The sequence below is a fragment of the Shewanella sp. genome (genome assembly GCF_013214165.1).
Taxonomy (GTDB): domain Bacteria; phylum Pseudomonadota; class Gammaproteobacteria; order Enterobacterales; family Shewanellaceae; genus Shewanella.
The window spans coordinates 33,632-54,683 of the sequence record NZ_JABSSM010000029.1; the positions used below are offsets into that span (position 1 = coordinate 33,632).

21 protein-coding genes and 1 riboswitch are annotated in these 21,052 nt (G+C 46.5%); all 21 genes read right to left on the reverse strand.

The window, feature by feature from the left end:
• Nucleotides 1-154: 154 nt before the first annotated feature.
• A riboswitch (cobalamin riboswitch) is annotated at nucleotides 155-325 on the reverse strand.
• Nucleotides 326-502: 177 nt separating this feature from the next.
• Nucleotides 503-1,627 carry an ethanolamine utilization protein EutH gene (gene eutH, locus HRU42_RS10510; protein ID WP_295030931.1) on the reverse strand — a complete coding sequence of 375 codons (1,125 nt, stop codon included), beginning with the start codon at nucleotides 1,625-1,627 and terminating at the stop codon, nucleotides 503-505.
• Nucleotides 1,628-1,897: 270 nt separating this feature from the next.
• The gene (locus HRU42_RS10515; protein WP_295030933.1) at nucleotides 1,898-2,446 is read right to left on the reverse strand and encodes a BMC domain-containing protein; all 549 of its coding nucleotides are present in this window, start codon (nucleotides 2,444-2,446) and stop codon (nucleotides 1,898-1,900) included.
• A 2-nt stretch (nucleotides 2,447-2,448) separates the two neighbouring features.
• Nucleotides 2,449-3,831, reverse strand: coding sequence for a 4Fe-4S dicluster domain-containing protein (locus tag HRU42_RS10520; protein WP_295030935.1), 1,383 nt, complete (start codon nucleotides 3,829-3,831; stop codon nucleotides 2,449-2,451).
• 15 nt (nucleotides 3,832-3,846) lie between these two features.
• Entirely contained in the window at nucleotides 3,847-4,503 is a 657-nt protein-coding gene (gene eutL / locus HRU42_RS10525) for an ethanolamine utilization microcompartment protein EutL (protein WP_295030937.1), read from the reverse strand.
• 15 nt (nucleotides 4,504-4,518) lie between these two features.
• The gene (gene eutC, locus HRU42_RS10530) at nucleotides 4,519-5,415 is read right to left on the reverse strand and encodes an ethanolamine ammonia-lyase subunit EutC (protein WP_295030939.1); all 897 of its coding nucleotides are present in this window, start codon (nucleotides 5,413-5,415) and stop codon (nucleotides 4,519-4,521) included.
• Between the two features lie 10 nt (nucleotides 5,416-5,425).
• Entirely contained in the window at nucleotides 5,426-6,790 is a 1,365-nt protein-coding gene (locus HRU42_RS10535; protein ID WP_295030941.1) for an ethanolamine ammonia-lyase subunit EutB, read from the reverse strand.
• 13 nt (nucleotides 6,791-6,803) lie between these two features.
• Nucleotides 6,804-8,234 carry an ethanolamine ammonia-lyase reactivating factor EutA gene (locus HRU42_RS10540; RefSeq protein WP_295030943.1) on the reverse strand — a complete coding sequence of 477 codons (1,431 nt, stop codon included), beginning with the start codon at nucleotides 8,232-8,234 and terminating at the stop codon, nucleotides 6,804-6,806.
• On the reverse strand, nucleotides 8,234-9,478 hold the full coding sequence (locus HRU42_RS10545; RefSeq protein WP_295030944.1) for an iron-containing alcohol dehydrogenase family protein: 1,245 nt from the start codon (nucleotides 9,476-9,478) through the stop codon (nucleotides 8,234-8,236). The genes HRU42_RS10540 and HRU42_RS10545 overlap by 1 nt, the downstream gene beginning before the upstream one ends.
• A 3-nt stretch (nucleotides 9,479-9,481) precedes the next feature.
• The gene (eutJ, locus tag HRU42_RS10550) at nucleotides 9,482-10,321 is read right to left on the reverse strand and encodes an ethanolamine utilization protein EutJ (RefSeq protein WP_295030945.1); all 840 of its coding nucleotides are present in this window, start codon (nucleotides 10,319-10,321) and stop codon (nucleotides 9,482-9,484) included.
• Between the two features lie 3 nt (nucleotides 10,322-10,324).
• Entirely contained in the window at nucleotides 10,325-11,758 is a 1,434-nt protein-coding gene (locus tag HRU42_RS10555; RefSeq protein WP_295030946.1) for an aldehyde dehydrogenase family protein, read from the reverse strand.
• Between the two features lie 40 nt (nucleotides 11,759-11,798).
• A complete protein-coding gene (locus tag HRU42_RS10560; protein WP_295030947.1) occupies nucleotides 11,799-12,092 on the reverse strand; it encodes a EutN/CcmL family microcompartment protein in 294 nt (97 codons plus the stop codon).
• A gap of 62 nt (nucleotides 12,093-12,154) precedes the next feature.
• The gene (gene eutM, locus HRU42_RS10565) at nucleotides 12,155-12,436 is read right to left on the reverse strand and encodes an ethanolamine utilization microcompartment protein EutM (protein WP_367227168.1); all 282 of its coding nucleotides are present in this window, start codon (nucleotides 12,434-12,436) and stop codon (nucleotides 12,155-12,157) included.
• A gap of 24 nt (nucleotides 12,437-12,460) precedes the next feature.
• Nucleotides 12,461-12,790 carry an ethanolamine utilization microcompartment protein EutM gene (gene eutM, locus HRU42_RS10570; protein ID WP_295030950.1) on the reverse strand — a complete coding sequence of 110 codons (330 nt, stop codon included), beginning with the start codon at nucleotides 12,788-12,790 and terminating at the stop codon, nucleotides 12,461-12,463.
• A gap of 39 nt (nucleotides 12,791-12,829) precedes the next feature.
• Complete coding sequence (pta, locus tag HRU42_RS10575) at nucleotides 12,830-13,801, reverse strand: phosphate acetyltransferase (RefSeq protein ID WP_295030952.1); 972 nt, start codon at nucleotides 13,799-13,801, stop codon at nucleotides 12,830-12,832.
• Nucleotides 13,788-14,663, reverse strand: coding sequence for an ethanolamine utilization cob(I)yrinic acid a,c-diamide adenosyltransferase EutT (gene eutT / locus HRU42_RS10580; protein WP_295030954.1), 876 nt, complete (start codon nucleotides 14,661-14,663; stop codon nucleotides 13,788-13,790). Before eutT ends, pta begins: the two co-directional genes overlap by 14 nt.
• 2 nt (nucleotides 14,664-14,665) lie before the next feature.
• Complete coding sequence (gene eutQ / locus HRU42_RS10585) at nucleotides 14,666-15,382, reverse strand: ethanolamine utilization acetate kinase EutQ (RefSeq protein ID WP_295030956.1); 717 nt, start codon at nucleotides 15,380-15,382, stop codon at nucleotides 14,666-14,668.
• 30 nt (nucleotides 15,383-15,412) lie between these two features.
• Nucleotides 15,413-15,883, reverse strand: coding sequence for a EutP/PduV family microcompartment system protein (locus tag HRU42_RS10590; protein WP_295030957.1), 471 nt, complete (start codon nucleotides 15,881-15,883; stop codon nucleotides 15,413-15,415).
• A gap of 1 nt (nucleotide 15,884) precedes the next feature.
• Complete coding sequence (gene eutS, locus HRU42_RS10595; protein WP_295030959.1) at nucleotides 15,885-16,235, reverse strand: BMC domain-containing protein; 351 nt, start codon at nucleotides 16,233-16,235, stop codon at nucleotides 15,885-15,887.
• Between the two features lie 605 nt (nucleotides 16,236-16,840).
• Nucleotides 16,841-18,169, reverse strand: a complete 1,329-nt coding sequence (locus HRU42_RS10600; protein ID WP_295030967.1) for a hypothetical protein — start codon at nucleotides 18,167-18,169, stop codon at nucleotides 16,841-16,843.
• Between the two features lie 104 nt (nucleotides 18,170-18,273).
• Nucleotides 18,274-19,350, reverse strand: coding sequence for an alanine racemase (gene alr, locus HRU42_RS10605; RefSeq protein ID WP_295030961.1), 1,077 nt, complete (start codon nucleotides 19,348-19,350; stop codon nucleotides 18,274-18,276).
• Between the two features lie 181 nt (nucleotides 19,351-19,531).
• Entirely contained in the window at nucleotides 19,532-20,944 is a 1,413-nt protein-coding gene (gene dnaB / locus HRU42_RS10610; protein WP_295030962.1) for a replicative DNA helicase, read from the reverse strand.
• Nucleotides 20,945-21,052 lie beyond the last annotated feature (108 nt).

Sequence of the window (21,052 nt, forward strand, 5' to 3'; positions counted from 1 at the left end):
ATAATTGAGTTTAATTTGCGGGTAAATGTGCAGAAAACAACCAGAAATATTACGATTGCGGTTTGCAAAATAGAAAAAGTTGGTCAGAACGATTCATCAATAAGAGATTTACGTGCACACCTTCATTGCCTACTGTTCTCAAGAAACCCGCTTGAGTAATAAGTAACATTAAGGTCGGTCTCCTGGCTTACAGCATCTAAAAACATTCCTTCCCGGTACTACCAGTGGTGATAATGTTTCGCTCTGTTTACAGTTGCAGGTACAGCTGTGGATTTTCACCACATTCCCGATTAAGTATGTTAACACCTTAACGTGTCTTGAATATAGCAGTTATGGTATATATAGACTGTGGTCATGATCACAACTGGCAGTATATTTTTAACTTTAACTATTATTCTATTTTTATATAGCCTACTTAACTTTTAAAATAAAAATAAAAATGGTGAACATTGAAGGTACTTCAAGTGCACCATTTTTATTTTATGCAATTAAACTTATTAAGCTATGAGGTCACATCATTTTTAAGTGTCTCAGTGCTTGATTCCACTTCAGTAGTTACCGCCATATTACGGGTAACATAGATAGCAATAAATAATGCTGTTACACCACCGACTAATTTGCCAGCAACAACGGCTGAAATCATTTCGCTATTAACCGCAGCGGTGAAACCTAAATGATCACCAAATACAAATGCGGCACATACGGCAAAAGCAACATTGATGACCTTACCTCGGTCATCCATGTCTTTTAGAATATTTAACATCGCGATACTATTAGCTAGGCTAGCGACTAGACCCGCGGCGGCGACCTCACCCATTCCCATAGATTTGCCAAGCTTCAACAATGGCTTATTAAAGTGCTTAGTAATGAAGTGCACCATAGGGAATGCACCAGCAAGTACGATCGCGATTGAGCCTACAATTTCGATACCATCTGAAATTGGCGCCATGCCCGGAATGACCACAAAACCGGTTAATGTTTCAACCACAATAGCGGCAAGTGCGAGAGTAATAATGGCAATAACACCTTTACCAAATATTTCAAAACCACGGATCATAGCAGCGGGTTGCAACCATAAGCCTATCGCAATAGCGCCAGCAACGATCACGATTGGCACCAAGTTAGCTAAGATCATCATCAAATCGAAGCCTGCGACTAACCCACCCACTAGAGAACCGACAGGAATAGCCGTTAAACCAATTAAGACACCGCGTGCAAGAAATTGGGTATCACTCTTATCGATAATCCCCAGTGCCACTGGAATGGTAAACACTAAGGTAGGCCCCATCATAGAACCTAAGATCAAGCCGGAAAAAATTCCCGCTTCAGGTGTTTGAGCCATGCTCATAGCGAGTGGATAGCCCCCCATATCATTTGCCAATAAGGTACCAGCAAACATTGCTGGGTCCGCGCCCAATGCCGTATAAATAGGAACAACAATTGGGCTTAATAACGTTGCGAGTACAGGAGCGAGACTCACCACACCAACCATGGCAAGAGCTAACGCTCCCATTGCCATAAAGCCTTCATCAAATTGTTGACCATATCCCCAACGGTTACCCAGTGCTTTATCGACTGCACCAAGAACCATAAACCCCACCATAATATAAATGATAATGTCATTCATGATATTTTACTTCCTGATAATTATTTTATTATTGCAATAGAATAACGCCAAGCAAAAACTGCCAGCGACTCTTAAATATATGTGGACAAGTATAAGTTTGACTTCAACAACAATTAACAACCGAAAATTAATTAAAGCCACCAAACATAAGTGTAAATATAATATTATTTCAATCGAAATATTATCGATGTGCGCATTTAAAATAAGCGGGACCATGGTTGACCAGCATATAATAAATATTCACATCGTAATTTCAGTAAAAAAACAAGTTTAAACTTTACCTTGCAGTATTGCCTTACTCGGCTGAGCGATAACAACTTTATCGACCAAGACACCTTTCCCCTTAATCTGTTGTGCAGCAGCTTCAACCGCGGCCTCTACAGCTGCAACATCTCCAGTTAAAGTGACAAACCCTTTACCACCAATCGCCATTGCCATATGAACTTCGAGCAGTTCAACATTGGCGGCTTTAACAGCCGCATCGGCCGCTTCGATGATGGCTGCAACCGAGAAGGTTTCAACAATGCCTAGTGCCCCAGTATGTTCAACAACACGAGTGCCCGATATTGCAGGGAACACATCAGGATGAACATTAGGGATGATTAAATCATCGACGACTTCACCGCCACCTACACGTAATCCGGTTTCAACAGCGGCATTGATTGACGCCACATCACCAGCCACCATAATCATAAATTTGCCAGGACAAATCGTACGATTAAAAAGAATCTCCACATTCGCGGCTTTCACCATAGCATCGGCGACTAAAAAGCCACGAGCTATCGAATTCAGTTCAATACAACCTATTGAATTTATCATCATTAACTCTTTTCTAAAGTTCGTTCAATAACGACAACATTGCTTACTGCCGTCACTTTCCCATCGATACTGGCATGAACCGAAACACTCAAAGCTTCTGCATCTGCCTGACCGATCAATTGGCCTTTCTTCACGCTATCACCCACTTTTACCACTGCCGTGGCAGGCTTGCCTATGTGTTGCGATAGCGGGATTTTAACTTGAGAGATTACGACGGGCTGAATACGATTCTGTTGACGACTCTGTTGCAGTAAATAATCAAATTCGACAAATTTCGCTTTTTTAAGCGCATACTCAGTCAATTCGAGTCGGCGGGTCAAGCGCTTCGTTGGCACACCACGGTATTCCCGTAACGGATGTACATCCGTTGTTTGCGCCTGTAACTCTTGTGGGCTGAGTAGTTGATTGCTATCACGCAAATCACGCTTAGTGATGCCACAGACTCGACTAGGATCTAATCCTTCAGGGCAAGACCACATGGTGCATAAATTACACCCACTGCACGCTTGCGCGGCTAATGTGTACGATAAATGATTATCACCAGAAGCTTGCAACCCTCGCATAGCAAGATGTGGCTGGATCGGATAACCTAATAATCCACGAGGACACATGGAACTACACATGCTGCATTGATCACATGCCGCCTTACCGATACGAAGCAGTTCGTCTTCACTGCGCATTTTAAAACGCGCAATCCGCGACTCCCGTGGTAGCACCAATAAACCACTCGATATCTTAGTCACAGGCTGAGTCAAATCTTGTGTCACCGACCCCATCATGGGTCCACCTTCGACCACGACAAACTCATCACAAGTGATGCCACCCGCTAAATCGATAGCCTGTTGGTAAGTTATCCCCACAGGTAACCAAGCTGTGTATGGCCTAACGACTTCACCGTGCACAGTTACCATAGTTTCAGTGACAGGAATGCCTTTAGAAGCTCGGAACACATTGATAAAGGATTCAATGTTATTGACCATTACTCCGATCTCTTTCGGCAAGCCCCCTGATGGAATTCTTTTTCCGGTAACTTCATACACCATTTCGACTTCATCACCTGCTGGATACACGTCTTCCATCAGGTATAATTCGATGAGATCAGGCAATGAAGCTTGTAATACCGCTATGGTGTCAGTATTTTTCTTTTTGATACCAATCACACCACGACTAGCGCCGACCTGCTTCATAGCAAGCAACATGCCAGCAGCAAGTTCATCGGCCCAGCACTGCATCAGCACCTGATCTTTATACAATAATGGCTCACATTCGGCACCGTTTGCCAGTACCAGGTCTACTTGACAGTCCAGCTTAACGTAGGTGGGAAATCCAGCCCCACCTGCGCCAATTACGCCGCCGTCCTGAACCTGTTTTAAAAACGGATCCATTTTAGCTCTCCAAACTTAGGTAGCGATAGGACAACGGGCAACCTCAATTACAGCGGCCTCAAACGCATCACAAGCGGCACGACATGCTGCCTGTGAACCCGTTAAGTGGCCACCACCAAAGTTAGTTTCAGATGGTGGAGCAAACAAGTTAACGAGTTTGACATCCGCGGCTTTCAGGGCCGCATCTAAGGCATACATGGCTTCCAAAGGTGGGGCTATCAGGTAAGCTAAGGCTTCACCTTGCTTGACACCGGCTTCTTCAGATAAGAAGCTGCCGGTTGATGAAACTAGGTGAGCAAAATAGGCCAGCTCACCACTGTCATCGGCACATTGAAATGCGGCTTCAAATTCAACGAAGGATTTCACACGTTCAAGGCCAGCAATAACATCGGCAGGATTCGTTGCAGCAATAATGCCGATAACTTCACCCGATGTAGGGCCTGAAGAATACCCTGCACCAGCATAGAATGACTTGGCGTAGACAACATCTACGTTGGCCGCTTTCGTTGCCTCATCAAGAGCACAATATGTCACATCATCACAATCGGCAGTAATGATACCTATGCTGTTGTGGTGTGGCTTAAGACCTAATTTTTTCTTATAAACTGGATCAACCGAGGCTATGACCCTAGTTGCCAGTACCGCTGGTTGGATTTTATCAAAGATAGCCATTGTTCATCTCCTATATTAGCGTTTTAAGTTAATACCGCTGGTTTTGTGCTTCAGCATATCTTTTACCAAATCAACGATAACCGCAGCCGCTTCAACCGGTGGAGTACCACCTGCATGAATATTTGAAATCACAGTTCTATCTGATTCGACAGTATTCTCGGTGGGTTTATAAATCGCATAGCAGCTCAATGATTCAGACTGGCCTAAGCCAGGACGTTCACCAACGAGTAAGATGTTCACCTCGGCATCAAGCAACATACCTATTTCATCCTGTGCCTTTACACGACCGTAGCGTAAGAAGAATGGGGTGCCGACATCCAATCCAGCATTTTTTAAACCATTCAACAATGCGGGTAATATTTCATCATAATTGGCGGTTACGGCATCGAGACTCAAGCCATCAGATAGGACAACTTGTACTTGAGGCGCTTGTTTGCACTTGTCCTTGATTAAGACTTTCGCGGCATCATTTAACTTGCGTCCTAAGTCGGGACGAGTGAGGTATTCATCCTTATCACTCGCAGCGCTCTGCACTTCCATTAAACCACGCTCTTGTAACCAAGATGATTCAATGTTCTTGATAACAGTGTCTTTCGAGCGTGAATGGTCGGCTAAAAAACGCAATAAAGGAATGGTGCGAGGACGAGGACCGGTTCGACCAGTCCCCATACGAGCATTGGTTTGGCTCATCAGATCATCCACTATGCTAGGATTTTTCGCATCTTTGACGCCGTTCCACTTCTTGAAACACGAGTCACCCAGATCCGGAAGTGAATCGTCTGAGATGACTGGTTGACCAGCCACATTAGAAGCAGCATCGATCACCTTGGTGATAGTCGATGCCTGGATATTGTTTTCGCCAAGTTGGGCTAAAACAGTCGCTACAATATTCTGAATTCTTTGATCGTTCATTACCACACCCTTACTTGAAGAAAATTGATGGATCGCCAGCTTTAGCCGTTAGGCGACCATTTTCCATCAGCCCCATAGTTTCCATCCAGGCTTCAAACTCTGGCGCAGGACGCAAGTTCAATAGCTGGCGGGCCGTTGCTGTATCATGGAACGCGGTAGTCTGGTAGTTCAGCATGATGTCATCGCCCATCGGCATACCGATAACGAAGTTCACTCCTGAAGCAGCCAATAACACCAATAAATTTTCGTTGGAGTTTTGATCAGTATCTGCGTGGTTGGTGTAACAAGCATCAACCCCCATAGGCATACCAGATAATTTCCCCATGAAGTGGTCTTCGAGACCGGCACGAATGATCTGCTGATGGTTATATAGGTACTCAGGACCAATGAAGCCGACAACGGTATTCACTAGGTGCGGCTTATAACGACGAGCCAGTGCATAACAACGAGCTTCCATCGTCATCTGATCCGCACCATTATGAGCGTTGGCCGATAATGCTGAACCTTGACCTGTTTCGAAGTACATCATGTTCTCACCGGCGATATTGCTGTACTGCTTACCTATCTCGTAAGCTTCATCCAGCATCTCGACAGTGACTCCAAATTCAGTCAACCCCTTTTCAGAGCCTGCAATACTTTGGAATAACAAACCAGCCGGAGCCCCTTTACGCACGGCCTCCATCTGGGTAGTGATATGAGATAACACGCAAGGCTGAGTTGGAATGTTAAACTTATTGATAACATCCTGAATCGCGTTGAGCATTTGTGTGGTATTTTCGACGCTGTCAGTCACCGGGTTTACACCGATAACGGCATCACCACAACCAAATGATAAACCTTCATAGATCTGAGCCAACATAGAGCTGATGTTATCGCGGGTATCGTTAGGCTGTAGTCGACAGCTGAAATGACCAGGTAGACCCACGGTTGCATTAGCCTTGGTGACCACGGGTAATTTCTTACCACCATACATCAGATCGCTGTTGGAGCTCAGCTTAGCAACAGCGGAAACCATCTCTGCCGTTAACCCCTTACGCAGACGCTCAAACTCTTCATGACTTGGAGTATCAGACAGTATGTATTCACGTAACTCGCTGACGGACCAGTTTTTGATCTCCTGAAACACCGATTGATTCAGGCTATCTTGGTCAATCCGCGTGATGATGTCGGATTCATAGCTGACCACAGGGTTTTCACGTAAGTCATTCAAGGTCATTTCAGACAAAACATGTTTAGCCGCAACACGTTCTTGAGCTGTGTCAGCCGCAACTCCCGCTAATACATCTCCTGAGCGCAGTTCAGAGGCTTTCGCCAGGACTTCTTTTACATCCCCGAATTGGTAACTTTGACCAAATAGGCTAGTTTTCAACTTCATAAAACAACTCCATTTAAGACGGAAAGGCTAGTGATTTAACAGTCAAAGGGACAATTTCACCGCCAAAATAACTTTTACCGATATCTATATAGTCACCCTCATGGGTGGCTACTTCATCTATCACACTCAGTGCTTGGGCTCCGAGTAACGGTTGTAATTCCATGCCTAACGCCTTGCCGATATCGTTATGCATGATGACCAAGGCCGTTGCGTGATGATTGCCATGGTCGCGATAAAACAGCGCCAACTCACGTGCAACATGCTGTACCGCGTGGTAACGGATGGGCATATTGGCATCGAATGAAATAGCGTAGAGATCACACCCTAAAGCCAGATCCATGCGCTCTGCTGCGATAATGATCTCGGAGCAAATTGCAGGGCTTGACTGTTGCCAGTCGATGGCTGGATGCACTACAGGTATATTTTTCAAAGGTAAGTCATTGCAATTAAGCCAAATCGTTGACCCGGAAAGTGTCAGTGAATAAGCCCCGGCACCAATAACCGTTGCCCGCACGGTTTGATTAGGTTTTTTCACCGTGTACTGATCTAAATCTTTGTGACGCAATAAGGCTCGAGCCAACAGGGGCCCAATATCTCCAAACTGAGTCGGTTGCATTGCTTCTTGCTGTTGGCGATAAAAGCACTCACCGACACCACCGCTTAAAAAAATTGCATCAATATCAGCAATAGCTTTAAGCTCAGGGGTTTGCAGCAAATGGGCAGACAGTTTAGTCAAGTTCCCAGTGATCAACTCGACAATCAGATCGGCCATACGTACCACTATACGGTTAAGATGATCTTGACTAATCTGTCGCGGTGATAGAGATTCACCGAAGAGATCTTGCACCACTGCGACTGCAGGCTTATGAACATAGCTAATCTCACCTTGAGGATTAAGCTCGATCAAGCGCCCACCGATATTTAAGCAAGCGGTATCAACCACACGCCCACAATCAAAAATGACATAGTTTGATGTGCCACCACCAATATCAACATTCATCACTTTCAAGTGATTCTGCTCGGAGAACTCCTGGGCACCACTCCCCCGGCCGGCGATAACCGACTCCAGATTGGGTCCCGCCGTCGCCACGACAAAGTCACCTAAGTCATGTGACAAGTCCATAATAGCTTCACGGGCATTATGGGCTTTGGCCGTTTCACCGGTAATAATGATGGCCCCTGTCTCTATGCCTTCGGAGGCAAAACCCGCAAGCTCAATCTGCTGATCAATAAACTGACGCAAGGCTATCGCGTCGATCCTGCCATGGTGATCTATAGGGGTAAATTCGACTGGGCTCTGATAGCTTATTTCACGGTCTACAAATTCATACACGGGCACCTGAGAGGCTGGGGCTCGATTAACCACAGTGAGATTTGAAAAAATCACCTGGGTCGTTGTGGTACCAATATCGATGCCAATACTGTGTATAACCTTGCGTTCCATTAGCAATCTCCCAAAGGTAATTCACCGCTCGACGCTTGCTCAAGCAATGCCACTATCTGTCTCACAGAGACTTGGCGAGGATTACCAATCAAGCAAATATCTTGCATGGCTCGCTCGGCGATATCGGCAAAATCTCGTTTCGCCACATCGAACTCAACCAAGGTCGTCGGTAATCCCAAATCAATCACTATTTGACGAACCGCTTTAATGGCGGCATTACAACGTTCACGTTGGGTCATGGACTCACGACTTACATTTAATGCACCAGCCAGTTCGGCATACGCAGACTCACAACACAGGCGATTAAAGGCCATCACATAAGGCAACAAAATGGCATTTGCGACCCCATGTGGAATTTGATAAAGGGCCCCTATTTGATGGGATATGGCATGGGCTAAACCTAAACCGGCATTACTGAAAGCTAATCCGGCTTTATAGGCAGCAATAGACATGTCATAACGCATATCCATATCTTCACCACAGCCGACGGCTATGGGTAATGCGTTTACCAGCATTTCCAGCGCGTGATAGGCATAAGCTTGAGATAAAGGATTGGTCTGTCTTGAGACATAAGCTTCAATGGCGTGTGTCAAGGTATCTACACCTGTCGCGGCTGTGATACTGCTTGGCACTCCCAGCATTAACGCCGGATCTAACAATGCAAAATCAGGCACCAAGGACGCACCTTTTATGGGCACCTTGATGCTATTCGCCAGATCTTTTATTACTGTGATATCTGTCGCTTCAGAGCCGGTACCGGCAGTTGTTGGGATTGCCCCTAAGCCCACTTTGCGTGAAGCCAAGCCGCCAGCCTTAAATTCTGCCAGAGGGCCCTGATAGTCGCCCAGCACCGCAATGCCTTTCGCAGCATCTAAAGCAGACCCGCCACCAACACCTAATACAAAATCGGCGCCACTGGTTTTGAGTGCCGCGACGCCTTTAGCAATCATTGCAGTATCGGGCTCACCCTCGACATCCTTGAATACGGTAAGTCCTAATCCTGCTATTTTGATAGCCGTTTCACAACCCGCTACCAGCCCGAGCTGATGCACCATATTATCGGCAACCAATAACACGTGACGAGCTCCAAATTCTTTGAGGATCTCACCAAGCTGGTTCACACAATATGGCCCGGTAACCGTGACTGCCGGAGAGCGAAACGTAAAACCTTTGCTCGGATTATATTGTTGCAATGTTTGACTAACGATGCAGGCAATATCTCCTGCTGAAATAGTACTCGTCATGATTTATTCCTCACCTGCCAATGTCAGGCCATAGCTCGCAATCGCAAGAGGTGTTAAATACAAGGCTCGTGATAGCTCTACAATTTCAATGTTGGGGAAGGTCTGCCTAAAAATATCGGCGAATCCTTTAATTAGCGTCCCACCCCCAGTCAAATAAATAGCGTCCGGTTGATGGTCAGCGATATGGGTAGCAACAATATCAGACATTTTTTCAATCACAGGTTTAGCCATTGCCGCGATCATAGGGTCCTCATGACTTCGGCGTTTACACTGCTCCGCCTCAGCCATGTCGATTCCTAAACCACCTGCAATGGTTAAACTGACATGTCGACCGCCAGAAGGCTCATCGAGAGACAGTATTAACCTGCCGTTTTCGATGACTGCCGTCCCTGTGGTGCCACCACCGACATCGACCACGGCACCGCTGTCAATATGAAGTAAGGCAGCAACACTGCATGGCTCATCTATCACATGGCTAACCACAACACCGGCCGATTCCACCACATTAATTGAAATCCTAGGGTCAGTACCCGGCGGATATGACGTGATAGCCTCTTTCGGTTCTATGCCTAATTTGAGCTGCACTTTCTGTAACTGGCTGCGCACGATTTGGCAGGCACCGGCATAATCGACCACCACCCCATCTCGTACGACGTCAGCCCAATCGAGGAACGCCGCTATGGGGACTCCTCGATCGTCGATCACCACAGTCTGAATATCTGCCGTTCCCAAATCGATTCCAATATGCACATTTTCCGGGGCTGTAATCGGTGTCTCATCGTTTACAATCTCATCGATAATGAGCAAGTTTTGGTTGGTCTGAGCCAGATAATCTGTCTTCATAACTTATACAATCCTGAATGAATCAACGACGGTACAGCGACGCTTACGGGTAAAGGTCAACGCATTAGTTACCCCTTCTCCAGTGGGAGTCGATATGGTCATAGTCGTCCAGCCTTCACCACCCGCGCCAATGGCTGCAATCGCAGGACCATTTTTAGCGAGTAAACTACAATCCATTTCATAAGCCATACGTGTAAGGACATCGATATTCTTAGAGTGAATGGCAGCGGTATGACGATTCTCGTTTTCCAGCTCCACCGCCCAATCGATTGCTTGATCGGCGTTAGCGGCACGAATCAAAGGCAAGATCGGCATCATTTGTTCAATGACGGCAAATACATGGGATCTGTCTGCTTCAAAAATGAGCAAACGAGTTTCAGCTGGAACATCGATACCCGCAGCAGCGGCAAGTTTTGCCGCGTCACGACCTACCCACTTAGGGTTGGCTGATGGCTTGTCGCCTGGGTACCCTTTCAAGACCACTCGCGCAACGGCTTCGGCTTGTTCGGCTGTAAGTAGGTGTGCACCGTTACGGCACATTGCTGTTTTGAGTTCATCAGCAATCGAGTCAACCGCGATGATTTCTTTTTCTGTTGCGCAGACAATATTGTTATCGAATGATGCACCTTGCACGATAGAGATGGCTGCACGTTCAATATCGGCAGTTTCGTCAACGACTACTGGTGGATTACCAGGGCCCGCTGCAATCAAACGCTTATCCGTCACTGCACGCGCTGCGTCAACAACAGCATCACCACCGGTAACGACTAACAGACGAATACCTGGATAGACAAATAATGCCTGAGCGTTTTCCAGTGATGGTTTGGCGACTGTGGTACAAATATATGCCGGGCCGCCAACACTTTCACTGGCTTTATTCACTAACTGAATCGTGTACTGAGAGACGTTTTTTGCTGCGGGATGTGGGGCAAACACCACGGCATTACCCGCTGCAATCATGCTAATCGCATTATTAATCACAGTACAAGTCGGGTTAGTACTCGGTGTTACCGATGCAATTACTCCCCAAGGGGCATTTTCCATCAGGCTCAGGCCTAAATCGCCAGAAGCGGCTTGCGGAGAAAGAATTTCGGTACCGGGAGTACGCTCTGCGACCAAGATGTGTTTCTTTATTTTATCTTCGACTCGACCAAAACCGGTTTCTTCTACCGCCATTTCAGAGAGTTCACGCGCATGTTTCTTCGCCATACGACGAATAGCAGTGATAATTTCGTCGCGCATAGCAATCGTTCTTATCTGTTTTTGCGCCGCGCTAGCTGCCGCAACGGCACCATCCAAGGTAGCAAACACACCGTAATCGCCTTGCTCGGCCAAGGTGTTTTGATTCAAAGCATTGGCAGAAGATGCGATTGCAGGATTGTTATTTATCTGCAATATCACATTCTTAACAATTTCTTCTATTTGCTTTTGATTCATGCTCTATCTTCTCCACTTTGTCTACTAACAGCTCAATGGGTCATTTACCATAACAGCGAACATTTGCTGCAGTTACGGCGTCAATGATACCGACAATACAAAGGTCAATTGGAGATCCATCATCAGCGTCACCATATGCTGCACGAGCTGAACTTCCAGCCACCACCATCACCCATTCCCCTTCACCAGCACCTAGCTGATCCATCGCGATATGTATATCTCCGGTGGCTTCGCCGCACTGGTTGATAAATTCGACCAAACACAATTTATCCATCAGCATGTTATGACTGCGAACCGTAGCTATCACATGACCAATTACGCGAGCAATTCGCATGAGATCTCCCTCTTATTCCTGAGTTTTGTTCCTTGGTTGTATACACCCCCAAGGAGGCTGTTTTACTTTAATTTAATTGGAAATACTTTTTCTAAATCAGCAGATGGGCGCGGAATAACGTGCACAGCCACCAATTCACCTAGACGTTGAGCAACGACAGAACCCGCATCAGTCGCCGCTTTACAAGAGGCGACATCGCCTCGAATCAAAGCACAAACATAACCAGAACCGATCTGCTGGTAGCCAACTAGCTCAACACGTGCGGCTTTAACCATAGCGTCTGAAGCTTCGATCAGAGCAGTCAAACCTTTTGTTTCTAAAATTCCTAAAGCATCCATTTTTATTTCCTTCTATATATGAGTTATGTATTATTTATTCGGACGTGCAGGCTTAGCCGTGTTTACTGCCTTTTCTTCTGAACTATCAGCAAACTTAATGGGGAAAATGGCTTCTAAATCAGCATGTGGACGAGGGATAACATGAACAGCGACGACTTCACCTAAACGTTGCGCGGCAGCGGCACCTGCATCGGTTGCCGCTTTACAGGCTGCAACGTCGCCACGCACCATGGCAGAAACGATACCTGAGCCAATTTGCTTGTAACCGACTAACTCAACGCGTGCAGCTTTGACCATAGCATCAGATGCTTCAATCAATGACGTAAGACCTTTTGTTTCAATAATTCCTAGTGCTTCCATTAAAAATTCCTCTAAAATATCAGTTGGTTAACTTACTTACTATAGGTTGGATGCGAGTACTGAAATATCCAAAATATCATCGGCACTACATCCACGAGACAGGTCATGCACTGAGCCTGCAAGCCCTTGTAGCATTGGTCCTAGGGCCATATATCCACCTAAGCGCTGCGCCACTTTATAAGCGATGTTGCCAGCGTTAAGAGATGGGAAAATAAATACGTTGGCAGACCCTTCGAGTGGGCTGCCTGGCATTTTTTGCGCCGCAATTGCAGGCACTATCGCCGCATCAAACTGCACTTCTCCATCGATGATCAGGTTCGGTTCACGCTGACGAACCAACTCGGTCGCTTCGGTGACACTATTGATCGTCGCATGCGATGCGCTGCCTTTAGTCGAAAATGACAACATGGCCACACGGGGTTCTTCACCCGTTAATTTCTGAAAATTGCGCGCGGTATCGATGGCGATATCGGCCAGTTGTTCAGCCGTAGGTAAAGGAATGACACCCGCATCTGAAAATGCAAAAGTCTGGTTTCCATCGGGAGAAAGCATCATGAAGAAGCTAGATACGGTCTTAGATTCAGGGGCTACGCCAACACCACGTAACGCGGCACGAATAACATCACCCGTCGATGAGATATTGCCTGCAATACAGATATCTGCGTAACCTTGATCAACCATCATCATGGCAAAATTCAGCGGTTGCTTGAGTCGGATAATGGCTTCTTCTCGCTCCACAGGTTTACGCTGTTTAGCCATATAGCTATCGACCATTTCATCGAAACAACCTGCAAATTCAGGCGCTAAAACCGTTAAACATGGCATAGCAATACCGCTACTATGTGCGTGATCGCGCAGCTGAAACGGACTGCCCAATAAAATGGGCTCGGCCAATCCAGCCATCTTTAGCTCATTTGCAGCGTGTAACAATCGCACGTCATTAGCATCCGGAAAAACAATGCGTTTCGGTTGCTTTAAACATGCCTCTCGGCACTTATCAAGCAGTGTCATTGGTTAATCCTTGTAACGATATTTCCTGGCCGTTCTGGCACTGCCACACTAAGACCATCACCACGTACACGGCGCTCGATAAACGATTCAAGCCAGCGACGATATCTTCACGGTTAATGCCACCGCTAGATAACTGCATGCTGTCGTCTATAAACACCTTGGTCGCCGTTAGCTCTAATTCGCGCACTAGCGCACGCAGATAATTGAGCTGTGCCACCAATGCACCATAAGCGATATCCGGTAACATATGATCGTGTCCCAAATGCTTGAGCGGATGATGCGACCACAGGTGTATCACAGCGGCACTGAACTCACCTAGACTCGGTTCTGGCAGCAGCTGCCCAGTCACCTCGGCTTGCAAAACCTGCCCCAAATAGGAACGAATATCGGCCATGAAATTTTTCAGCAAGTCGGGTTGTTGGATCATTTCACACTGAACCAATACGCAATAACTGATACAAGTATCCAATTTCCCACGCAGGGAAATACGCGGATGTGTCTTGGGTACCAAGATCTTGTCGTCAAGGTGGGTCATCAAGGCAGGTTTATCGGACACATCAGAACTGCACAACATGCAAGCATTCGTTGGGCGCACATTATTGCTTTTAAGCGGGTGTACTCTTTCGAGTTTAGGCGCTGCGTCATTCGACCCTGGTTGAGCTGGCGAATGAGATTTGTCGACAAACACCTGACCTTTTTCATCACGCCAGCGTACTGTGATATTTTTATCGTTAAGCATCTGCTGGGCAGCTGGAGTAAAGCGAGTACCAGGCTCTAATTGAATTTCACCACAGTGACGCATACCAAAATGCTGTAGCAGATAATCTTCAGTAATATATTTAGGCAAGGCATGCTTATCCATACTTACGACCATTCAACAGGGTAAGTGACATAGACATAACGAACATGAGTCGGCGTGCCAAATTCTACGCTAGTATTTTTGGGGATGAATATGACTTCGCCAGGTTTAGCTATGGTCGTTCCCGATGCAGTTTTAACGTGTAATTCACCTTCGAGCACAACGTTGACTTCATCATAGTTAAGTGTCCATGGGAAAAAAGCATTCTCCCATCCCATATAGCCCACCCCCATGTTGCTACCATCTTCGGCCCCAATCACATCAGTCACGCCGATGTTTTTACCCGGGACGCCATCGAAGGTCTCGAGTTTGACGGCATTACCTCGAACCAAAACAATCCCATCATCATTAATCTGACGAGGTGATTCCGGAGCTTTCTGCTTAAAATCTCCCATGGCTCTGGCTATTAATTTTTGAATTTTCGCGCTCTGCTCGGAATCAACATGGGGTAAATGTGATTCGATTTCAGCTTGAATAGAAGCCACATTTTGAGTCGATACAGGCAAGGTAGTCGCAGGCGTAGCTGGCAAGGTAGTCGCAGGCAAGGTAGCTGGCGTAACGCAAGCTGGCTCTGGCGTTGAATCCAGCAGTTCAATGCCTTCAGCCTTAGCAACTTCACGCGCTTCTGGAGTAATAATAAAATCTTTAGCCGGGGCAACAATAAAAGTCTTTTTATCAGACTTAGCCTGTCGTATATCCGCAGCTGAAATAAGTTGTTTCATAGCTTCAATCCTTGTAGGTTTTCAGACAAATCACGCCAGCACAGGTTGCTGGAGTGACAATAAATAGTGCGATAGCTGCTCAATGGATTTTGGATCGAAAATGGAGGTTTTAAAGTAAGGTTCGGGTATCCCATTTTGGCGTAATAACTTAATCGCCCTGTCTACATCAGCACCTGACGCATCCACTTTACTGATGACGCCAACAATATTTTTGTTTGAATAGACTCTTAATAACCCACTTGAAGATGAGAAGTTTTTCGCATTAGCCGGATGGACTAACACTATGGTTTTCACGTTGCATATCGTTGTGAGTAATGCCCCATTCAAGGCACGATTCACAATGAATTCACCCGGGGTATCGATAACTTTACCGGGATAATAAATGGGTGCTTGAGTCTTCCCTGTATTGGCGTCTTGACTAATTAATTGATCAACCAGAGCAGATTTACCCGCATCTACCTCACCAACAAAAACAACGCTATCTAAGTTTTTATTTTTCATGCTAGGTTTTTGTTAGTGTGCAGGTATTGTAAGACAGGACTCTATTTAAAGTTTCATTGACACTATTTAATGCTTCTTCTACAGCTGAAACGGAGCCGGTGATAACAAGAGCGCCGGAAAAACGGTCAAGAAAACCAATATTAACGTCGGCCGCCTTCACTGCGATATCACCAGCAATAATGGATGTTTCACCCGGTGTTAACGTCAGAATGCCGATGGCACCAGACCCCTCAACACCAACACGCTCACACAACTCCTCGGTTGGATTAGCAATTAAATGTAAGAGCGTTACCTGTTTACCAGGTACAAATTCTTGAATGATTCTTTCTTTTCCAGCATTAAAATTTAACATATAGTTATCAATTTATATCGTCATGCTAATTTGCCATTGAAAACAAACTACTCCCAAATGGGTACCATGACAACAGGGCCCACACATGCAAATCCAAACCATTTCTAAATTTGTGAGGGGTGTCTCAAGATTCTATTGCACGGGTAAGTTTTACCGAAAAGATGACAAAAGTGGTTATTTGTCACGGTTATTTTTACAGGCCGCGAACCATAACACTCAAATGCGCAGCATAAGTTCGGGATTAGTAACCCAGCGACCATGAGTCTTAGCTAATTCAGTGCAGTTTTTACGACGCCGGTGAGATGACTTCTGAATACGAGTGATGTTTTTGCCGCCGAGGAATTATTTGCCATGCAAACTAAGTCGTTTACACTTAGTGATGTCATGTTGAGGGAGTATTTATCTAGCACAGCAAGAAATTGCTATCGCCGTTGGCGTATCTTGTAACTCTAAGGGGATATACTCGTCACTACGTGTAATAGGCCGCCCGTTAAACGCGATGGACGCGCTTAACGCAATAAGTTCCCGCCTTAACACCACACGACTAAAAGCGTATTTACATGTTAGGCGAGCCGCAGTCTACAGATTAAAATGAAGCCAATAGATTAGAAGGGTTGATTAACCATCACCCAAAATTGACTGGAGCCCTCACCTTGGGCAAATTCGGCTCTAACCACGACACTTTCAACTTCGAATCTTACGCCCACACCTAAGGTCCATTTCATATCATCATGAAGTTCACTGGCACTGAAGTTGTCGGCGACCTGTCCCGCTTCTGCAAAAATCACCCACTGCCACCAAGGTATATTATAAAGATTAAACAAAGGCAGATTTTGCAGAGGTTGCCACTCAGGTTGCACTCGGTACTCGGCAGAATAAAGCACGGCACTACGACCGACAAACTGCCTGCTAGAGTAACCCCTTAAGTGGTCGAATCCGCCCAAACTGACGCCCGCAAAAGAAGGCGGACGATGGTAGTTATTTGAGGTTGAATCATATTCGTTCCATGTTGGCGTATCGGCAAGATAGAAATTCAATGCCAAGATCTGCTGTGGAAACCAGGCACTGCTCCCAAGAGAAAAGAAGGCACTCTGCTCAAACTCCCACATGGACCAGCGTTCACGACTGCCGGTTCCATCAGCCGAGCCCTTAGAGCCAAAATCACCAGTAAAGGTCAGGCTAGTTTGGCCTCCACGTGTACTATTTTTGCCATTATCGCGATTATCCCAACCCAGTTTTATTTCGAGCCCTTGAGCCTTAGTGGGCAGCTCTTCATAGCCCACTAATTCCTGAGTTTTCACGAAAGGCGTAAACTCTATGCTGCTAACACCCGATTCTCTCGGGTCCCAACTCAAATCGTCACTAGGCTTCGAGGGCATCAAGCTATTTGCGGCACCACTAGCCCCCTTGCCCCAAGGCAGTACATACTTGATATGCAGCTTAGAATATGTCTCTTCTCCCTGTGTCACGATACGATTTGTTTGGCTCGAATCGGTGGCGCTGGGGACTAAACTCCCCCCACCGGATCCTTCCGGGACGAAGTAGATCCCCTGTTTATAACTGGCCCGATAGAACTCACCCGAAAACAGCCACTGATCTAGCTTAGGCAATTGATAATTACTCAAGCCTAGGTAGCTAACCCAACTATCGTTGCTGCTATAGAGGCCGATACCTAATATGGATGCTTGTACCTGCCCCGCGTGCTTGAGCACGGCGGCACCACCCACAGTAGTGCTTAAGGTTTCGGTTGAAAAAATAAAGGGTACGGCGATAAATTCAGGCTCAAATTTATCTGTTGCCCTCTCGGGAGAGACACTGGCAACGGGTTCAATGACATTGCCGTCATCATGAACATCACTGCCAGTAACACTTATTCCAGGATTAGCGAGTTTTTCTGCCGCAACAGGAGAAATGGCAATGACACTAAAGAGCATCAGCGCAGTAAGGAGGATATTGTGGTATTTCAAAATTTATCTCATTCGATTACGAACATCCGGTTCATTGAATCGATACAGCTAATAAAAATAGGCCTAGGTGTTTATTCCATGCACACGGCAACACGAGGCGTTAATTTTGTCACCAGCTCATAGGCAATGGTGCCTATGTGTTCGGCAACGACTTCAACCGGTAAGGCATTTCCCCACAATATGGCTTCATCACCTATGCAGTCGCTTGAGTCCAACCCAAGGTCGACAGTCAACATATCCATAGAAACCCGTCCCACTATGGGTACCAGACGCCCATTCACCCACACCGGGGTTCCCTCTGGCGCATTTCTCGGATATCCGTCACCATAACCGATTGCGACAACGCCTAGTTTAGTATCGGCTTTAGCTCGCCAATAGCTGCCGTACCCCACAGGATCACCTGCCTTATGTTCACGAATGGCAATCAGCTGAGATATCAGCTCCATCGCCGGTTCCAGACCATGATTCTTACCCAGGTCTCCCGTCACAGGGGAGATACCATAGAGGGCGATACCCGGGCGAACCCAGTCCTTATGGCTATCCGGCCAATATAAGGTTCCTGCCGAGTTGGCTAGTGTAGTGTCGCCCGGAGCATTGGTTGCCAAGCGATTAAATGTATTCAGTTGTTCTTGAGTGTAGGGGTTATCTGGCTCATCGGCACAGGCAAAATGAGACATCAACTTGATGGGTTTAGCCACCTGAGGACATGCTTGAAGTCGCGCATAAACCTGCTCAAATTGCTCAGGAGTGAAGCCTAACCTGTGCATGCCGGTATCTAGCTTTAACCACACGCTAGCGGGCTTAGACAGGCTTGCCTGCTCTAGCATCTCCAGCTGTTGCTCATTATGCACCACTGTCTCTATGTCTTTCATCACTAAGGTGGTTAAGTCTACCGGCCTAAAGAAGCCTTCCAGCAAGATGAGTTTAGCCGTCACGCCGCCATCTCTTAATGCTATAGCCTCCTCTAAACGGGCCACACCGAACCCATCGGCATCTTCGATGCATTGAGCCACGTTCAACAAGCCGTGGCCATAACCATTCGCCTTAACGACCGCCATGATTTTACTCGATGGCGCGATCTGACGCAGGCGAGCTAGATTATTTTTCAGCGCTTTACAGCTGATCTCTGCACGTGGGAATGGCTTCAAAAATTGACCTTATCGATGGATCAGAACCTTAGGCCCGATCCCGCTGTGATATTAAAATGAGCATTGAATCTATATAGAGTGATGCCAATGATCAATTATCTGCACTGTATGTGAAGCAAGATTAACCTCGGCTTAAGCGCAACCTCATCCTTGCGCCTTGCCTATTGGAAAGTGCTAACGACTAGTCTTCATCAAACTTAGGGCCGGCATAATTATCGAAACGAGAGAATTGCCCCTGAAAGGTCAAAGGAACACGGCCAATGGGCCCGTTACGTTGCTTACCTATGATAATTTCTGCGACACCTTTATGCTCAGTATCGTGGTTATACACCTCATCACGATAGATAAACATGATTAAGTCGGCATCTTGCTCGATCGCGCCCGATTCACGTAAATCTGAGTTAACAGGACGCTTATCGGCACGTTGCTCCAATGAACGGTTGAGCTGTGACAGCGCAATGACTGGGATCATTAACTCTTTGGCTAATGCCTTGAGTGAGCGGGATATTTCAGAAATTTCTAAGGTACGATTATCTTTCAGAGCGGGCACCTGCATCAACTGAAGGTAATCGATCATGATCATCGACAGGCCGCCGTGTTCACGGGCGATTCGTCTGGCCCTGCTTCGAACATCGGTCGGAGTCAGACCTGAGCCGTCATCGATGTACATCTTACCTTGCTCCAGCATGATCCCCATGGTTGATGAGACACGCGCCCAATCATCATCATCCAGCTGTCCGGTACGTATCTTGGTCTGATCCACTCGGCCCAATGAGGCCAACATACGCATCATGATCTGCTCAGCTGGCATCTCCAGGCTGAAAATCAGCACAGGTTTATCTTCATTGAGCGCCGCCTGCTCACACAAGTTCATCGCAAAGGTCGTCTTACCCATAGATGGACGCGCGGCGACAATAATCAAGTCACCGGACTGGAAACCCGCCGTCATCTTATCGAGATCGTGAAAACCACTGGAAATGCCGGTCACACCACCCGTAGGGTTATTATAGAGTTCCTCAATCTTATCGACTGTTTTCTCTAGAATCGCCTTGATGCCTTTCGGACCATCGTTGTCATTAGTGCGAGACTCGGCAATCTTAAACACCTTAGTCTCTGCAAAATCCAGTAATTCACTGGAGTTACGCCCTTCGGGATTAAAACCTGCATCGGCAATCTCGTTGGCAACCTTGATCATGTCACGTACCACGGCACGCTCACGCACAATACCCGCATAAGAGAGTATGTTGCCCGCGCTGGGAGTATTCTTGGCTATCTCACCAAGATAGGCGAAGCCGCCAGCATCTTCTAGCTGATCTTCAATCTCTAATTGCTCAGAGACGGTGATGAGATCGATAGGATGACTGGCACCGATTAAGGTCGCCATCGCATTGAAAATCATCTTATGAGAGCGAGAATAGAAGTCTTCTGCAACCACAGCTTCAGACACCCTATCCCAGGCATCGGAATCCAGCATTAGACCACCGAGAACAGATTGCTCTGCCTCTAACGAATGTGGTGGCATCTTGAGAGCATCCATCTGGATATCTCTAGGCTTATGTTTGGCCTTGAAGGCACCTTGACCTTGCTGTGACATTTAATCTCCAAATTCCCAACGATTACACAAAATATGATATAAAACTGACTCAACAACAACAGGAAATAAACAACTTCCTATCCATACAACGATTAAAATAAGGAATCA

Bases quoted from the DNA above. Each gene is read 5' to 3' on its own strand.
- eutL (WP_295030937.1), bottom strand. From the start codon at position 4,503: ATGGCTATCTTTGATAAAATCCAACCAGCGGTACTGGCAACTAGGGTC.
- HRU42_RS10555 (WP_295030946.1), bottom strand. From the start codon at position 11,758: ATGAATCAAAAGCAAATAGAAGAAATTGTTAAGAATGTGATATTGCAG.
- pta (WP_295030952.1), bottom strand. From the start codon at position 13,801: ATGACACTGCTTGATAAGTGCCGAGAGGCATGTTTAAAGCAACCGAAA.
- eutS (WP_295030959.1), bottom strand. From the start codon at position 16,235: ATGTTAAATTTTAATGCTGGAAAAGAAAGAATCATTCAAGAATTTGTA.
- eutC (WP_295030939.1), bottom strand. From the start codon at position 5,415: ATGAACGATCAAAGAATTCAGAATATTGTAGCGACTGTTTTAGCCCAA.
- eutH (WP_295030931.1), bottom strand. From the start codon at position 1,627: ATGAATGACATTATCATTTATATTATGGTGGGGTTTATGGTTCTTGGT.
- HRU42_RS10520 (WP_295030935.1), bottom strand. From the start codon at position 3,831: ATGGATCCGTTTTTAAAACAGGTTCAGGACGGCGGCGTAATTGGCGCA.
- eutJ (WP_295030945.1), bottom strand. From the start codon at position 10,321: ATGAAGACAGATTATCTGGCTCAGACCAACCAAAACTTGCTCATTATC.
- HRU42_RS10540 (WP_295030943.1), bottom strand. From the start codon at position 8,234: ATGGAACGCAAGGTTATACACAGTATTGGCATCGATATTGGTACCACA.
- eutQ (WP_295030956.1), bottom strand. From the start codon at position 15,382: ATGAAACAACTTATTTCAGCTGCGGATATACGACAGGCTAAGTCTGAT.
- dnaB (WP_295030962.1), bottom strand. From the start codon at position 20,944: ATGTCACAGCAAGGTCAAGGTGCCTTCAAGGCCAAACATAAGCCTAGA.
- HRU42_RS10600 (WP_295030967.1), bottom strand. From the start codon at position 18,169: ATGCTCTTTAGTGTCATTGCCATTTCTCCTGTTGCGGCAGAAAAACTC.
- HRU42_RS10545 (WP_295030944.1), bottom strand. From the start codon at position 9,478: ATGACGAGTACTATTTCAGCAGGAGATATTGCCTGCATCGTTAGTCAA.
- eutT (WP_295030954.1), bottom strand. From the start codon at position 14,663: ATGGATAAGCATGCCTTGCCTAAATATATTACTGAAGATTATCTGCTA.
- HRU42_RS10535 (WP_295030941.1), bottom strand. From the start codon at position 6,790: ATGAAGTTGAAAACTAGCCTATTTGGTCAAAGTTACCAATTCGGGGAT.
- eutM (WP_295030950.1), bottom strand. From the start codon at position 12,790: ATGGAAGCACTAGGAATTATTGAAACAAAAGGTCTTACGTCATTGATT.
- HRU42_RS10590 (WP_295030957.1), bottom strand. From the start codon at position 15,883: ATGAAAAATAAAAACTTAGATAGCGTTGTTTTTGTTGGTGAGGTAGAT.
- HRU42_RS10560 (WP_295030947.1), bottom strand. From the start codon at position 12,092: ATGCGAATTGCTCGCGTAATTGGTCATGTGATAGCTACGGTTCGCAGT.
- HRU42_RS10515 (WP_295030933.1), bottom strand. From the start codon at position 2,446: ATGATAAATTCAATAGGTTGTATTGAACTGAATTCGATAGCTCGTGGC.